The organism is Enterobacter sp. PI-10 (assembly GCF_027947695.1).
Lineage (GTDB): Bacteria > Pseudomonadota > Gammaproteobacteria > Enterobacterales > Enterobacteriaceae > Enterobacter > Enterobacter vonholyi.
In genome coordinates this window covers 20,482-36,787 of the sequence record NZ_JAJNOG010000005.1, presented here as the reverse complement: position 1 = coordinate 36,787, position 16,306 = coordinate 20,482, and the positions used below count along the sequence as shown (strand labels likewise).

The 16,306-nt window shown below is 54.0% G+C and carries 16 protein-coding genes; 1 reads left to right on the top strand and 15 read right to left on the bottom strand.

Features of this window, described 5'->3' with window-relative positions; translation table 11 throughout:
• Positions 1 to 152: 152 nt before the first annotated feature.
• Positions 153 to 818: a 6-phosphogluconate phosphatase gene (gene yieH, locus LRM19_RS12925; protein WP_271369054.1), complete on the top strand. Its 666-nt coding sequence runs from the start codon at positions 153 to 155 to the stop codon at positions 816 to 818.
• A gap of 31 nt (positions 819 to 849) precedes the next feature.
• Here the strand turns inward: yieH and LRM19_RS12920 are convergent, their stop codons facing one another.
• The 15 genes from LRM19_RS12920 to atpE form a co-directional block, all read right to left on the bottom strand.
• Entirely contained in the window at positions 850 to 1,998 is a 1,149-nt protein-coding gene (locus tag LRM19_RS12920; protein ID WP_271369168.1) for an esterase, read from the bottom strand.
• Positions 1,999 to 2,159: 161 nt separating this feature from the next.
• Entirely contained in the window at positions 2,160 to 2,885 is a 726-nt protein-coding gene (gene phoU / locus LRM19_RS12915; protein ID WP_008500182.1) for a phosphate signaling complex protein PhoU, read from the bottom strand.
• Between the two features lie 26 nt (positions 2,886 to 2,911).
• Positions 2,912 to 3,685 (bottom strand): phosphate ABC transporter ATP-binding protein PstB, encoded by a 774-nt coding sequence (pstB, locus tag LRM19_RS12910; protein ID WP_008500183.1) that lies wholly within the window; start codon positions 3,683 to 3,685, stop codon positions 2,912 to 2,914.
• A gap of 47 nt (positions 3,686 to 3,732) precedes the next feature.
• Positions 3,733 to 4,623: a phosphate ABC transporter permease PstA gene (gene pstA, locus LRM19_RS12905; protein ID WP_111964235.1), complete on the bottom strand. Its 891-nt coding sequence runs from the start codon at positions 4,621 to 4,623 to the stop codon at positions 3,733 to 3,735.
• Positions 4,623 to 5,582 (bottom strand): phosphate ABC transporter permease PstC, encoded by a 960-nt coding sequence (gene pstC / locus LRM19_RS12900; protein WP_262809015.1) that lies wholly within the window; start codon positions 5,580 to 5,582, stop codon positions 4,623 to 4,625. The genes pstA and pstC overlap by 1 nt, the downstream gene beginning before the upstream one ends.
• A 128-nt stretch (positions 5,583 to 5,710) precedes the next feature.
• Positions 5,711 to 6,751 (bottom strand): phosphate ABC transporter substrate-binding protein PstS, encoded by a 1,041-nt coding sequence (gene pstS / locus LRM19_RS12895; protein ID WP_008500186.1) that lies wholly within the window; start codon positions 6,749 to 6,751, stop codon positions 5,711 to 5,713.
• Positions 6,752 to 7,072: 321 nt separating this feature from the next.
• Positions 7,073 to 8,902 (bottom strand): glutamine--fructose-6-phosphate transaminase (isomerizing), encoded by a 1,830-nt coding sequence (glmS, locus tag LRM19_RS12890; RefSeq protein WP_048990817.1) that lies wholly within the window; start codon positions 8,900 to 8,902, stop codon positions 7,073 to 7,075.
• A gap of 226 nt (positions 8,903 to 9,128) precedes the next feature.
• Positions 9,129 to 10,499, bottom strand: coding sequence for a bifunctional UDP-N-acetylglucosamine diphosphorylase/glucosamine-1-phosphate N-acetyltransferase GlmU (gene glmU / locus LRM19_RS12885; RefSeq protein WP_115876777.1), 1,371 nt, complete (start codon positions 10,497 to 10,499; stop codon positions 9,129 to 9,131).
• A gap of 138 nt (positions 10,500 to 10,637) precedes the next feature.
• Complete coding sequence (locus LRM19_RS12880; RefSeq protein WP_003862360.1) at positions 10,638 to 11,057, bottom strand: F0F1 ATP synthase subunit epsilon; 420 nt, start codon at positions 11,055 to 11,057, stop codon at positions 10,638 to 10,640.
• Positions 11,058 to 11,077: 20 nt separating this feature from the next.
• A complete protein-coding gene (atpD, locus tag LRM19_RS12875) occupies positions 11,078 to 12,460 on the bottom strand; it encodes a F0F1 ATP synthase subunit beta (RefSeq protein ID WP_003862362.1) in 1,383 nt (460 codons plus the stop codon).
• Positions 12,461 to 12,491: 31 nt separating this feature from the next.
• Positions 12,492 to 13,355, bottom strand: coding sequence for a F0F1 ATP synthase subunit gamma (atpG, locus tag LRM19_RS12870; RefSeq protein WP_024907886.1), 864 nt, complete (start codon positions 13,353 to 13,355; stop codon positions 12,492 to 12,494).
• A gap of 51 nt (positions 13,356 to 13,406) precedes the next feature.
• Positions 13,407 to 14,948: a F0F1 ATP synthase subunit alpha gene (gene atpA / locus LRM19_RS12865; RefSeq protein ID WP_006808751.1), complete on the bottom strand. Its 1,542-nt coding sequence runs from the start codon at positions 14,946 to 14,948 to the stop codon at positions 13,407 to 13,409.
• A 12-nt stretch (positions 14,949 to 14,960) separates the two neighbouring features.
• Positions 14,961 to 15,494 (bottom strand): F0F1 ATP synthase subunit delta, encoded by a 534-nt coding sequence (gene atpH, locus LRM19_RS12860; protein ID WP_023309790.1) that lies wholly within the window; start codon positions 15,492 to 15,494, stop codon positions 14,961 to 14,963.
• A 14-nt stretch (positions 15,495 to 15,508) separates the two neighbouring features.
• Complete coding sequence (gene atpF, locus LRM19_RS12855) at positions 15,509 to 15,979, bottom strand: F0F1 ATP synthase subunit B (protein WP_014072436.1); 471 nt, start codon at positions 15,977 to 15,979, stop codon at positions 15,509 to 15,511.
• 48 nt (positions 15,980 to 16,027) lie between these two features.
• Entirely contained in the window at positions 16,028 to 16,267 is a 240-nt protein-coding gene (gene atpE, locus LRM19_RS12850) for a F0F1 ATP synthase subunit C (protein ID WP_000429386.1), read from the bottom strand.
• Between the last annotated feature and the right edge of the window lie 39 nt (positions 16,268 to 16,306).

The following is a 16,306-nucleotide window of genomic DNA, read 5'->3' as shown; positions in this document are numbered from 1 at the left end:
ACAAGGAGGGAAAATTCGTCGCTATCCTATACCAAAATGCGACAATAGTGGCGGTTACGTGATACTTTTTTCATTGATTTTGCTTATACGGCAACGATTGCGTCCCGGTGAACCGCCGTACGTAAACGTTAAACTTGTTAAAAGGGAAAGGCATGTCCGGAATTGAAGCGGTATTTTTCGACTGCGACGGTACGCTGGTCGACAGTGAGGTCATTTGTTCCCGCGCGTATGTCACCATGTTCCAGGAATTTGGCATTACTCTGGAACTCGAAGAGGTGTTTAAACGCTTTAAGGGCGTGAAGCTCTACGAGATCATCGACATCATTAACGAAGAACACGGCGTCGTTCTTGAGAAGGCGGCTCTGGAACCGGTGTACCGCACCGAGGTTGCACGCCTGTTCGATTCGGAGCTGGAGGTGATTCCGGGCGCAAACGCGCTGCTGGATGCCATGACGGTGCCGATCTGCGTGGTCTCCAACGGTCCGGTCAGCAAAATGCAGCACTCGCTGGGCAAGCTTGAGATGCTGCACCACTTCCCGGAAAAACTGTTCAGCGGCTACGATATCCAGCGCTGGAAGCCGGACCCTGCGCTGATGTTCCATGCGGCAAAAGCGATGAACGTTAACGTAGAGAACTGCATTCTGGTGGATGACTCGTCTGCGGGCGCGCAGTCTGGGATTGATGCGGGAATGGAGGTGTTTTACTTCTGCGCCGACCCGCACAACAAGCCGATCGATCATCCAAAAGTCACGACCTTCACCGATCTGGCGCAGCTACCCGCGCTGTGGAAGGCTCGCGGGTGGAATATTACGCGTTAAGTTGCCCCTCCCTGCAGGGAGGGCGACAGGTTTATCTGAAGAGCTTTTGAACAAACTCAGCATAGGCCGGACGCCAGACGTCCATTTCGTGATTCAGACCGGGGTACATCTTATAGTCGAATTTGATGCCCTGTTTTTCCAGCTCCGCTTTCAGACCGGCGATATCTTTGCCGGTCACTGAATCGCGCTCTCCCACGACGACGGTGAAGTTATGCAGCTGCCGATTAATGGCCTCAGGCTGCTTAAAGCGTGCGGCCACGCCTTCGTCAGGTACGGTTGTTGTGGTAACGCCGCTGAACGTTCCCAGCCAGCCGAAGCTGTCCAGATGATTCATCCCGGAGACCAGCGCCTGATAGCCGCCCTGTGACAGTCCCGCCAGCGCCCGGCCGTCAGCATCTTTACGCACGTTGAAGCGTGTATCCACCAGAGGAATAATTTCGCTCATCAGTTCACGGTCTGCGGCTTTCGCATTAAGCGGATAGAAAGACTTCCGTCGTTCTGCCGGTGGGAAGTTCTCGGGGATGGCCTCAGCGCTCTCCGTCTCGGTGTCGGGTACCACCACCAGCATCGGTTTGATTTTCCCCTCGGCCATCAGGTTATCCATGATTTGCGGCAGACGGACCTGGTCGATGGCCGAGAGCCCGGTATCGCCAAAACCATGGTAGAAGTAGAGAACCGGTAAGGGTTCCCCTGTGCCGTTGTAGCCAGGGGGAGTCCATACATAGACGCGGCGCTCTGACCTGAGCGACGGCGAGTGCCAGGTCAGGGTCGTCAGATCGCCATGCGGTACAGGACGATCGTCGAGAATACTGCCCGGAACCAGAATCAGGCTGGTATTCACCTGCCGCTGAGGTTTTTGATAGCGGCTTCCCGTGTCGACTGAACGGAAACCATCGACGTCGAAATAATATTCGTAGAGATTCGGGGCCATCGGCTCGCTTTTCCATGACCAGACGCCATTTTTCTCTTTCGTCATATCATGGGAAACCTGGCTTTCAGGCATTGACCCCGTCACCACGGAGACTCGCGTTGCGCCGGGTGCAAACAGGCGAAACGTAATGCTTTTATCCGCATTAACCTGGGTCACATAGTGGCTGACCGGGGTAGTCTGGTCAGGTGTGACCGGCAACGGTGCGGCAATAACGTCTGTTCCAGTACCGATCCCGATGATGATGGCCATCGCCAGGCACGCTAATGAATTTTTCATATCCCATCCTTTGCTGTTTTTTTCGTCTCACGTTAGCGCGTTTCGAACGTCAGGCAACGGATGAAGGGGAAAATTGTGATTACACTAGAAATAACAACGCCGGTGAGTACCGGCGTTGTTATCAGATGACAGGATTACTCTTTCGGATCTTTACCCGCCAGCAGCTTGTCCAGCTCGTCGCCGCCCACGTGACGGAAGTCCTGACCTTTCACGAAGTAGAAAATGTATTCGCAAATGTTCTGGCAGCGGTCGCCGATACGCTCGATGGAGCGCGCACAGAACAGGGCGGTCAGTACGCTTGGGATCGTACGGGAATCTTCCATCATGTAGGTCATCAGCTGACGCACGATGCCTTCATACTCCTGATCGACCTTTTTATCTTCACGGTAGATACGCACCGCTTCGTCAAGATCCATTCGCGCAAAGGCATCCAGCACGTCATGAAGCATCTGCACGGTGTGGCGGCCCAGCGACTCCAGGCTGACCAGCAGCGGCTGGTGCTGCTGAGAGAACTTCTCCAGCGCGGTGCGGCAGATTTTATCCGCAACGTCACCAATACGTTCCAGCTCGGCGATGGTTTTGATAATGGCCATCACCAGACGCAGGTCGCTCGCCGTCGGCTGACGTTTCGCGATAATGCGCACGCAGGCCTCGTCGATAGCGACTTCCATCATGTTGACGTTTTTGTCGCCTTCAATGACGCGTTTCGCCAGCTCGCTGTCCTGGTTGTGCATCGCCGTAATCGCATCAGAAAGCTGCTGCTCGACCATACCGCCCATGGTCATCACCTGGGTGCGAATGCTTTCCAGCTCTGCGTTGAACTGGCCGGAAATGTGTTTATTAAGATTGAGGTTGTCCATGGTTTCTCCACATGCACTAAGGCAAATCAACCGTAGCGGCCAGTAATATAATCTTCGGTTTGTTTCTTCGCGGGCTTAGTGAAGAGATCGTCCGTGTTGCTGAACTCAATCAATTCACCCAGGTACATAAACGCCGTGTGATCGGAGCAACGTGCAGCCTGCTGCATGTTATGGGTCACGATAACCACGGTGTAATCCTGCTTCAGCTCGGTGATCAGTTCTTCAATACGACCGGTTGAGATCGGGTCCAGCGCTGAACACGGCTCATCCAGCAGCAACACTTCCGGGCGAATCGCAATACCGCGCGCAATGCACAGACGCTGCTGCTGACCACCGGAGAGAGAGTAACCGCTCTGGTGCAACTTATCTTTGGTTTCGTTCCATAATGCGGCCTTGGTCAAAGCCCACTGCACGCGCTCGTCCATATCGGCGCGGGAGAGCTTTTCAAACAGGCGAACGCCAAAGGCGATGTTGTCATAAATGGACATCGGGAACGGCGTGGGTTTCTGGAACACCATTCCCACTTTGGCGCGCAGCAGGGCGATATCCTGAGCCTGGGTCAGAATATTTTCGCCATCGAGGATGATTTCCCCTTCAGCGCGCTGCTCCGGATAGAGCGAATACATTTTGTTAAAGGTACGCAGCAGCGTGGATTTCCCACAGCCGGACGGACCGATAAATGCCGTGACCTGGTTCTTCGCGATATCCAGGTTGATGTTCTTCAGGGCATGGAATTTGCCGTAGTAGAAGTTCAAATCACGAACCTGAATCTTACCCGGGGCAGTATCAACCATACTCATTGACTCATTTCCTCATTCGGCGCCGCGAGCTGCCGCGCCGTAAAAAATTAACCGTGTTTCTTCTTCGCGAAAATGACGCGCGCCAGAATGTTCAGCAACAGTACGCAAAGGGTAATGATCAGCACCCCGGCCCACGCCAGCTGCTGCCATTCCGCGAATGGGCTCATCGCAAATTTAAAGATCGTCACCGGCAGGTTGGCGATCGGCTGCATCATGTCCGTGCTCCAGAACTGGTTGGAGAGGGACGTAAACAGCAGCGGCGCAGTTTCACCCGCGATACGCGCAACCGCCAGCAGGATACCGGTCATGATCCCGGATACGGACGCCTTCAGCGTAATCGCAGAGATCATCTTCCATTTCGGCGTACCCAGTGCATAAGCCGCTTCACGCAGGCTGTCCGGCACCAGTTTCAGCATGTTCTCGGTGGTTCGAATCACAATCGGCACCTGCAGCAGCGCCAGGGCAATCACACCCGCCCAGCCGGAGAAGTGTTCCATCTGCGCTACAACAACGGTGTAAACGAACAGACCCACCACGATAGACGGGGCTGACAGCAAAATATCGTTAATGAAGCGAATCACTTCCGCCAGCCAGGATTTACGACCGTATTCTGCCAGGTAAATGCCCGCCATGATGCCCAGCGGCGTGCCGAAGACCGTCGCCCAGAGGATCAGCAACCCGCTGCCGGCCAGCGCATTCGCCAGGCCACCGCCCGCCGTGTTCGGCGGCGGCGTCATTTCGGTGAACAGCGAGAGTGACATTCCGTCAATCCCACGAACGATTGTCGAGAAGAGGATCCAGACCAGCCAGAACAGGCCGAATGCCATCGTCGCCATTGAGAGCGTCAGGGCAATGCGGTTTTTCATGCGGCGTCTGGCCTGCATCTTGCGGCGGGATTCCGCCAGTTCAGCGGTAGCTTGCATTTCGAGAGTAGCCATTAGCGTGCTCCCTCATTTTTAGCGAGGCGCATAATCATCAGCTTTGAAATCGCCAGAACAATGAAGGTAATAACGAACAGAATCAGACCCAGCTCCATCAGCGCCGCCACGTGCAGCCCGGATTCCGCTTCCGCAAATTCATTCGCCAGCGCCGAGGTAATACTGTTACCCGGCATATAGAGCGACGCGCTGTCGAGCTGGTAGGTGTTACCGATGATAAAGGTGACCGCCATGGTTTCACCCAGCGCGCGACCTAAGCCCAGCATCACGCCCCCGATCACCCCATTTTTGGTGAACGGAAGGACAATGCGCCAGATTACTTCCCAGGTGGTGCAGCCGATGCCGTAGGCCGACTCTTTCATCATCACCGGCGTTTGTTCGAACACATCACGCATGACCGCCGCAATGTACGGAATTATCATGATGGCGAGGATCACACCTGCCGCCAGAATGCCGATACCGAAAGCCGGGCCAGAGAACAGGGCCCCCACAAACGGAATGGCAGAAAGGACATTACCCACCGGTTCCTGGAAATATGTAGCGAACAGCGGGGCAAAGATGAACAGGCCCCACATGCCGTAGACGATACTCGGAATAGCTGCCAGCAGTTCGATGGCAATACCCAGCGGACGACGCAGCCAGCCTGGCGCCAGCTCCGTCAGGAACAGGGCAATACCAAAGCTTACCGGAACCGCAATCAGCAGGGCGATGAACGAGGTTACCAGCGTGCCGTAAATCGGCACCAGGGCACCGTAGATGTCGTTCGGCGCGTCCCACTCTTTGGTCCACAGGAAGGATAAACCGAATTTCTGGATGCTCGGCCATGAGGAGAAAATCAGAGACACGATAATGCCGCCCAGCAGCAATAGCACAATCAGCGCAGCCAGTTTGACCAGCGCGCTGAAAATCATGTCACCTTTTTTACCCGGAGGGTTAAATGCAGGCTTGGTTGCAGCCATAAATTACTCTTCTGTTTGAGACGTTTTTACGAATATGCCCGGTGGCGCTGACGCTTATCGGGCCTACAGCTTAAACCGTAGGGCGGGCAAGCTCAGCGCCACCCGCCATCTTCGTTAAATATATCCTGTTAGTACAGCGCTTTACCGCTGCTGTCTTTCACGTTGGTTTTCCATGCAGCACGAATCTGCTCAACCACGTTGTCCGGCAGGGTGGCGTAATCCAGAGCGTTAGCCTGTTTGCCGCCGTTTTTGTATGCCCAGTCGAAGAACTTCAGCACTTCAGCGCCCTGTTCAGGTTTCTTCTGCTCTTTGTGCACCAGGATGAAGGTGGTAGAGGTGATTGGCCATGCACCTTCGCCCTTCTGGTTAGTCAGATCCTGAGCGAAGGATTTGCTCCAGTCAGCGCCTTTGGCAGCGTTAGCAAAGTTCTCTTCGGTCGGGCTAACCGGTTTGCCGTCTGCAGACACCAGTTTGGTGTAGGACAGGTTATTCTGCTTCGCGTACGCATACTCTACGTAGCCGATGGAGCCAGGCAGACGTTGTACGAACGCGGCGATACCGTCGTTACCTTTACCGCCCAGACCGGTAGGCCAGTTAACGGTTGAGCCGGAGCCGACTTTAGATTTCCACTCTTCGTTCACTTTCGCCAGGTAGCTGGTGAACACGAAAGACGTACCGGAACCATCCGCGCGGCGAACCACGGCGATGTTCTGAGAAGGCAGCTTCAGGCCTGGGTTGAGCTTAGCGATCGCTTCGTCATCCCATTTTTTGATTTTGCCCAGGTAGATGTCACCCAGCGTTTTGCCGTCCAGCACCAGCTCGCCCGACTTCACGCCCGGCAGGTTGATCGCCAGGACCACGCCACCGATCACGGTAGGGAACTGGAACAGGCCTTCCTGAGCCAGCTTATCATCAGACAGCGGAGCGTCAGATGCGCCGAAATCAACCGTGTTCGCGGTAATTTGTTTCACGCCACCGGAGGAGCCGATACCCTGATAGTTAACCTTGTTACCGGTTTCTTTCTGGTAGGTATCCGCCCATTTGGCATACACCGGCGCAGGGAAGGTTGCACCAGCGCCAGTCAGGCTTGCTTCTGCAAATACAGAGAACGCGCTCAGAGATAAGGTCGCGGCGACAACAGTTGCGACAGTGGTACGCATAACTTTCATAATGTCTCCTGCAAGATTTTCATAAATCGTTGTTTAGTGGCTACGATGAGCAAAATAGGACAAACAGGTGACAGATAAATGTACGAATTATGACAGTTTTATGACAATGAAAATTTAACTTAAAATATCGCTCAATAAAGCTTAATTTTCATCGTGTTAGCCACTTTTATGACAATACGTTTTCAGAAATATTTTCTTTATGTGACACTGAAAAAAGTAGCTGAAGATGACAAATTGTCATTATTAAAAACGAGACAGGATTGATTAAAAACAAACCGGGCGGGATAAAAAAGCTCCACCCGAGGGTGGAGCCTGAAGGGATTATTCTACGGTAACTGATTTCGCCAGGTTACGCGGCTGGTCAACGTCGGTGCCTTTGATCAGCGCCACATGGTAAGCCAGCAGCTGCAGCGGAACGGTATAGAAGATCGGTGCAATCACCTCTTCCACATGCGGCATCTCGATGATGTGCATGTTGTCGTTGCTGACAAAACCGGCATCTTTGTCGGCGAAGACGTACAGAACACCGCCACGGGCACGCACTTCTTCGATGTTAGATTTCAGTTTTTCCAGCAGTTCGTTGTTAGGTGCCACAACGATGACCGGCATATCCGCGTCAATCAGAGCCAGAGGGCCGTGTTTCAACTCGCCTGCCGCATAGGCTTCCGCGTGGATGTAGGAGATCTCTTTCAGCTTCAGCGCGCCTTCCAGCGCAATCGGATACTGATCGCCACGACCCAGGAACAGGGCGTGATGTTTGTCAGAGAAATCTTCCGCCAGCGCTTCGATGCGTTTGTCCTGAGACAGCATCTGCTCAATACGGCTTGGCAGCGCCTGCAGACCATGAACGATGTCATGCTCAACGGACGCATCTTCACCTTTCAGACGCGCAAGCTTCGCCACCAGCATCAGCAGAACGGTCAGCTGCGTGGTAAACGCTTTGGTTGAAGCCACGCCGATTTCGGTGCCCGCTTTAGTCATCAGCGCCAGATCGGATTCACGCACCAGCGAGGAGCCCGGGACGTTACAGATGGCCAGAGAGCCCAGGTAGCCCAGCTCTTTAGACAGACGCAGCGCTGCGAGCGTATCCGCCGTTTCGCCGGACTGGGAAAGGGTTATCATCAGGCTGTTACGACGCACCGCAGATTTGCGATAGCGGAATTCAGACGCGATTTCCACATCGCACGGCACGCCCGCCAGGGATTCAAACCAGTAGCGAGAAACCATACCGGAGTTGTAGGAGGTGCCGCAGGCCACGATCTGAATATGCTCGACCTTGCTGAGCAGTTCGTTCGCGTTTGCGCCCAGCTCGCTCAGATCCACTTCACCGTGGCTAATGCGCCCGGTCAGGGTGTTTTTGATGGCGTTTGGCTGCTCGTAAATCTCTTTCTGCATATAGTGACGGTAAGCGCCTTTGTCGCCCGCGTCGTACTGCAGATTCGATTCGATCTCCTGACGCTTCACCTGCTCGCCTTTAGTATCGAAGACGGTCACGCTGCGACGGGTCACTTCCGCGATATCACCCTCTTCGAGGAAGATAAAGCGACGGGTAACCGGCAGGAGCGCCAGCTGGTCAGAGGCGATAAAGTTTTCACCCATGCCCAGACCGATAACCATCGGGCTACCGGAACGCGCGGCCAGAAGCGTTGACGGATCGCGGGAATCCATGATCACCGTACCGTACGCACCGCGCAGCTGAGGGATAGCACGGAGCACCGCATCACGCAGTGTACCGCCCTGCTCCAGCTCCCAGTGCACCAGGTGAGCAATCACTTCGGTGTCAGTTTCTGAGACGAAAGTGTAGCCGCGCGCTTTCAGTTCTTCGCGCAGCGGTTCGTGGTTTTCGATAATGCCGTTGTGCACCACCACGATGTGTTCAGACACATGCGGGTGCGCGTTACCTTCAGACGGTTCGCCGTGCGTCGCCCAGCGGGTGTGCGCAATACCGGTTCCCCCGTGCAGCGGATGTTCTTCCGCGGCCTGGGCCAGCATCTGCACTTTACCGAGACGACGCAGACGGGTCATATGACCTTCTGCATCGACGACAGCCAGACCGGCAGAGTCGTAACCACGGTATTCCAGACGACGTAAACCTTCGAGAAGGATTTCAGCAATATCACGCTGCGCAACTGCGCCAACAATTCCACACATAATTTTAGATTCCGAATTTAGGCATTATGCCTGCGTTGTCGCTGACCTGTATTTGCCCTTTCCGGGCGCCCCGAGCCTTGTAGAGAGTGGGGTTATTTTTATGGGTACTGCTTGTGGGGGGAGGATTATATTATCCCCTCACCCCGGCCCTCTTCCCAAAGGGGCGAGGGAGAAAAACACCGCACCGAACGATCCCCTCTCTCCTTTGGGGAGAGGGGTAAATCCGTTACTTTTTCTTCACCGGACGTTTCCAGCCCTGTTTGCTGACCTGCGGAACGCGGCTTAACACCAGCTCGTTCTCGGCCACATCGCGCGTTACGGTTGTTCCGGCTGCAATGGTCACCCCGTTACCCACGGTAACAGGCGCCACCAGCTGCGTATCGGAGCCCACGAACACATCATCACCAATGATGGTTTTAAACTTATTCGCGCCGTCATAGTTACAGGTTATGGTCCCTGCACCAATATTCACGTTATTGCCAATTTCCGCGTCGCCCAGATAGGTCAGATGACCGGCTTTCGAGCCTTTACCCAGACGCGCTTTTTTCATTTCCACGAAGTTACCCACGTGAGCGCCTTCCAGCAGCTCTGCGCCCGGGCGCAGACGCGCAAACGGGCCGATGGTACAGGCCACGTCCAGACGGGCATCTTCCACCACGCTGTACGGGCTGATTTCGCAGTCGTCACCAATAATGCTGTTTTTAATCACGCAGCCGGCACCGATTTTGACGCGGTTGCCCAGCGTCACGTTACCCTCGAGGATAACGTTAGTATCAATTTCAACGTCACGACCGTGAGATAACGAACCACGCAGATCGAAACGCGCCGGATCGCGCAGCATCACACCTGCCAGAAGCAGTTTTTCAGCCTGCTCGGACTGATAAACACGCTCCAGACGGGAAAGCTGAAGGCGGTTATTCACCCCTTCGGTTTCGCTAATACGCGCCGGATGAACCGCCGCAATCTCACGTCCTTCCTGATACGCCATCGCAATGATGTCGGTGATGTAGAATTCACCCTGCGCGTTGTTGTTGTCGAGTCTGGACAGCCAGCGCTTCATATCCGCGCCATTGGCAATCAGGATACCGGTGTTGATCTCCTGAATCTGGCGCTGTTCGTCGCTGGCATCTTTGTGCTCAACAATACCCGTGACGTTACCGTTTTCACGGGTGATACGGCCATAACCGGTTGGATCGTCCAGCACGACGGTTAATAAACCGATGCCGCCCTGCGGTTTGGCTTCACGCAGGCGAGTCAGGGTTTCAACGGAGATCAGCGGGACATCGCCGTAGAGCATCAAAATGTCTTCGTCATCCGCAAAGAACGGTGCTGCCTGCTGCATCGCATGACCTGTGCCCAGCTGTTCAGCCTGAAGCACCCAGTTGAGCTTGTCGTCGCTCAGCGTCTTTTTAAGAAGATCGCCGCCGTGGCCGTAGACCAGGTGGACCTGATTGGCACCCAGTTCATTCGCTGCATCAATGACATGCTGCACCATTGGCTTTCCAGCAAGCGTGTGAAGCACTTTAGGCAGATCGGAATACATGCGGGTCCCTTTGCCTGCGGCAAGGATCACCACGCTCATCGCACTGTTTGACATATGCATCCTGACGGTAGTTTGAGTGTGAAGTAAAAACGTTTGATGCTTAAAATTCTACATCTTTTTCATCATGAATTAAGGCCGAAAAAAAAAGCCAGCCTGGTATCCAGACTGGCTTTTGTGCTTTTCAAGCCGGTGTTACATCGCTTTTTTGGTCAACTCGATAACGCGCAGTTTCGCGATCGCTTTGGCCAGCTCCGCAGACGCCTGAGCGTAATCCACGTCACCATGAGAGCTGTTAATGTGCTCTTCAGCCTTACGCTTCGACTCCAGGGCTCGCGCTTCGTCGAGATCCTGGCCACGAATAGCGGTATCGGCCAGAACGGTCACACTGCCAGGCTGCACTTCAAGAATGCCGCCGGACAGATAGATAAACTCTTCGTGACCGAACTGTTTAACGATGCGGATCATACCAGGCTTAATGGCGGTGAGCAGCGGTGCGTGACCCGGGAAAATACCCAGTTCACCTTCACTACCCGTTACCTGGATTTTCTCGACCAGACCAGAGAACATTTGTTGCTCTGCGCTGACGACGTCCAGGTGGTAAGTCATTGCCATATCACCCTCCGATTAAGGCGTTAAAGTTTTTTGGCTTTTTCCACAGCTTCTTCGATGGAACCAACCATGTAGAACGCCTGCTCTGGCAGGTGATCGTATTCGCCTTCCATGATGCCTTTAAAGCCACGGATGGTGTCTTTCAGGGAAACGTATTTACCTGGAGAACCGGTAAATACTTCCGCAACGAAGAACGGCTGGGACAGGAAGCGCTGGATCTTACGCGCACGTGCTACCACCAGTTTGTCTTCTTCAGACAGTTCATCCATACCCAGGATGGCGATGATGTCTTTCAGTTCCTGGTAACGCTGCAGCAGAGACTGTACGCCACGCGCGGTGTCGTAGTGCTCCTGACCAACAACCAGTGGATCCAGCTGACGGCTGGTGGAGTCCAGCGGGTCAACGGCCGGGTAGATACCCAGAGACGCGATCTGACGGCTCAGTACCACGGTTGCATCTAAGTGCGCAAAGGTGGTTGCTGGAGATGGGTCAGTCAAGTCATCCGCAGGTACGTATACCGCCTGAACGGAAGTGATAGAACCGGTTTTGGTAGAGGTGATACGTTCCTGAAGAACACCCATCTCTTCCGCCAGCGTAGGCTGGTAACCTACCGCTGAAGGCATACGACCCAGCAGTGCAGATACTTCCGTACCGGCCAGGGTGTAACGATAGATGTTATCAACGAACAGCAGAACGTCACGGCCTTCGTCACGGAACTTCTCAGCCATCGTCAGGCCGGTCAGCGCAACGCGCAGACGGTTTCCAGGTGGCTCGTTCATCTGGCCGTAAACCAGGGATACTTTGTCCAGAACGTTGGAGTCGGTCATTTCGTGGTAGAAGTCGTTACCCTCACGAGTACGTTCACCTACACCCGCAAACACAGAGTAACCGGAGTGCTCGATCGCGATGTTACGGATCAGCTCCATCATGTTTACGGTTTTACCTACACCCGCACCACCGAACAGACCAACTTTACCGCCCTTCGCAAATGGACACATCAGGTCGATAACTTTGATACCGGTTTCCAGCAGTTCCTGAGAGCTGGACAGCTCTTCGTAGGAAGGTGCCGCGCGGTGGATAGCCCAACGCTCTTCTTCACCGATGTCGCCTTTCATGTCGATTGGCTGACCCAATACGTTCATGATACGACCCAGTGTTGCTTTACCTACCGGGACTTCGATCGGGTGCTCAAGGTCTTTTACTTCCAGACCACGACGCAGACCGTCGGAAGAACCCATCGCGATGGTACGCACGATACCGCCGCCGAGCTGCTGCTGAACTTCCAGCACCAGGCTCTCGTTACCATTCTGTACCTCAAGCGCGTCGTACACGCGTGGTACGGCGTCCTGAGGGAACTCGACGTCCACCACGGCGCCGATTACCTGGACAATCTTTCCAGTAGCCATCTTGAATCCTCTACGTAATTCGTAAACCTGGTTAAACCGCGGCGGCCCCCGAGACGATCTCGGTGAGTTCCTGAGTAATGCTGGCCTGACGAGCTTTGTTGTAAACCAACTGCAGCTCTTTAATCAGGCTGCCGCCATTATCGGTCGCGGCTTTCATCGCCACCATTCGTGCGGCCTGCTCGCTGGCCAGGTTTTCTACAACGCCCTGATAAACCTGAGATTCAACGTAACGACGCAGCAGGGTATCCAGCAGCGGTTTCGGATCGGGTTCATACAGGTAATCCCAGGTTTTTTGCTTCAGCTCGCCATCTTCTGATGCCGGTAACGGCAGCATCTGAGTGAGCGTTGGAACCTGAGACATGGTGTTAATGAATTTGTTGCTGACAACGTACAGTCTGTCCAGACGGCCTTCATCATAAGCCTGCAACATCACTTTAACCGGGCCGATCAGTTCGGACAGGGACGGGTTATCACCCATACCGGTCACCTGAGCGACAATGTTGCCACCAACGGAGTTAAAGAAAGAGACGCCTTTAGAGCCGATCATTGCGATATCGCACTGAACGCCTTTTTCAGACCATGCTTTCATATCCGCCAGCAGTTTTTTGAACAGGTTAATGTTCAAGCCGCCACACAGACCACGGTCGGTCGACACCACCAGGTAGCCCACGCGCTTAACGTCGCGTTCTTCCAGGTAAGGGTGCTTATATTCCAGATTACCGTTTGCAAGGTGACCAATCACTTTGCGCATGGTTTCTGCATAAGGACGGCTGGCCGCCATGCGATCCTGCGATTTACGCATTTTGGAAGCGGCGACCATCTCCATCGCTTTAGTGATCTTTTGCGTGTTCTGGACGCTTGCGATCTTACTACGTATCTCTTTTGCGCCGGCCATGAGCTTCTCCTCAATGCCAGGCGGCTTGTCCTGAGACAAGCCGCCGGACGATTACCAGGATTGGGTTGCTTTGAAGGAATCGAGGATAGCTTTCAGCTTGCCTTCGATTTCGTCGTTATAGCCACCGGTCTGGTTGATCTCTTGCATCAGCGGAGCGTGATCACGGTCGACGTAAGCCAGTAGAGCGGCTTCGAAGCTACCGATTTTCGCCAGTTCCACATCTTCGAGGTAACCGCGTTCAGCCGCGAACAGTACCAGGCCCTGCTGAGCAACAGACATTGGTGCGTACTGTTTTTGCTTCAGCAGCTCGGTCACTTTCTGACCGTGGCTCAGCTGTTTACGGGTTGCTTCGTCCAGATCGGATGCGAACTGAGAGAACGCAGCCAGTTCACGATACTGTGCCAGCGCGGTACGGATACCACCGGACAGTTTCTTGATGATCTTGGTCTGAGCAGCACCACCAACACGGGATACGGAGATACCCGGGTTAACTGCCGGACGAATACCGGAGTTAAACAGGTTAGTTTCCAGGAAGATCTGACCATCGGTAATAGAGATTACGTTGGTCGGAACGAACGCAGAAACGTCACCCGCCTGGGTTTCAATGATCGGCAGAGCGGTCAGAGAGCCCGTTTTACCCTTCACTTCACCTTTGGTGAAGTTCTCGACGTATTCCGCGTTAACGCGGGAAGCACGCTCCAGCAGACGAGAGTGGAGGTAGAATACGTCGCCAGGGAACGCTTCACGTCCAGGTGGACGACGGAGCAGCAGGGAAACCTGACGATAAGCAACAGCCTGTTTAGACAGGTCATCGTATACGATCAGCGCATCTTCACCGCGGTCACGGAAGTATTCGCCCATTGCGCAACCGGCGTATGGCGCCAGGTATTGCAGTGCAGCAGATTCAGACGCGGTCGCTACCACAACGATGGTGTTAGACAGTGCGCCATGCTCTTCCAGTTTACGAACCACGTTAGAAATGGTGGACGCTTTCTGGCCGATGGCCACGTACACGCATTTGATGCCGGAGTCACGCTGGTTGATGATGGCGTCGATAGCCATCGCGGTTTTACCGGTCTGACGGTCACCGATGATCAGTTCACGCTGACCACGACCGATTGGGATCATGGCATCAACGGACTTATAACCTGTCTGAACAGGCTGATCTACGGACTGACGGTCGATAACGCCTGGTGCGATAACTTCGATTGGAGAGAAGCCATCGTGCTCAACCGGACCTTTACCGTCGATTGGCGCACCCAGGGTGTTAACAACGCGACCCAGCAGGCCACGGCCAACCGGTACTTCCAGAATACGGCCAGTACACTTAACCTTCATGCCTTCGGCGAGGTCAGCGTATGGACCCATCACAACTGCACCTACGGAGTCGCGCTCCAGGTTCAGTGCGATAGCGTAACGGTTACCCGGCAGGGAAATCATCTCACCCTGCATACAATCGGCCAGGCCGTGGATGCGGATAACACCGTCACTTACAGAAACAATAGTACCTTCGTTGTGAGCTTCACTCACAACACTGAACTGAGCAATGCGCTGCTTGATCAGTTCGCTGATTTCGGTGGAATTCAGTTGCATGCTCCAGTCCCCTTAAGACTGCAAGACGTCTGCAAGGCGTTCAAGACGGCCGCGTACGCTGCCATCAATGACCATATCACCCGAACGGATGATTACGCCTGCCATTACAGACTTATCGATTTTGCAATTCAGCTTAACTTTGCGTGACAGACGTTTTTCCATCGCGGCGGTGATTTTCGCAAGCTGTTCATTACTCAGTTCAGTCGCAGAAGTCACTTCGACTTCAGCGGTTGCTTCACTAAGGGCACGTAAGTGCTCAAACTGCTCGAGAACATCCGGGAGCACACGGAGACGACCATTTTCTGCCATCACCTTAATCAGGTTCTGGCCGTTGGCATCCAGTTGCTCTCCGCACACGGCGATAAACGACGCGGCGAGAGTTTCAGGTGCTAACGCACCGGAAAGCAACTCAGCCATTTGTTCGTTTTTCGTCACCTCAGCGGCAAACGCCAGCATATCCTGCCAGCGATCGACATTTTGGTGTTCGACAGCAAAGTCAAAAGCTGCTTTGGCGTAGGGGCGAGCTACCGTAACAAATTCAGACATCAGCCCCTCCCTCCTTACAGTTCAGCGACAAGTTTGTCCACGATGTCGCTGTTAGCAGCTTCATCCACGGAACGTTCGATGATCTTCTCGGCGCCAGCAACAGCCAGAATCGCAACCTGCTTACGCAGTTCTTCACGAGCACGTTTACGCTCAGCATCAATTTCTGCCTGAGCCTGTGTCACGATCTTAGTACGTTCCTGTTCTGCTTCAGCTTTGGCTTCGTCCAGGATCTGCGAACGGCGTTTGTTAGCCTGTTCGATGATAACCTGAGCTTCCGCTTTCGCTTTTTTCAGCTGGTCTGTCGCGTTGGCCTGTGCAAGGTCCAAATCTTTCTTAGCGCGTTCTGCAGAAGCCAGACCGTCAGCAATTTCTTTCTGACGTTTTTCGATGGCAGCCATTAAAGGCGGCCATACATACTTCATGCAGAACCAGACAAAGAGAATAAACGCGATGGCCTGGCCGAGGATTGTTGCGTTCATGTTCACAGCACAATACCTCTTTAATATCTGTGGCTTAGGGTTTTAAAACTACTACTACGCGACAGCAAACATCACGTACAGACCCAGACCTACAGCGATCATTGGGATAGCATCCACCAGACCCATAACGATAAAGAACTGAGTACGCAGCAGAGGAATCAGATCAGGTTGACGCGCTGCGCCTTCCAGGAATTTGCCCCCGAGGATGCCGATACCGATCGCAGCACCGATAGCCGCCAGACCCATCATCACAGCGGCAGCCATGTACAGCAGATCCATATTCAGGTTTTCCATGACAGTCTCCAGTTTGTTTCAATTAAAACGTAGTAGTGT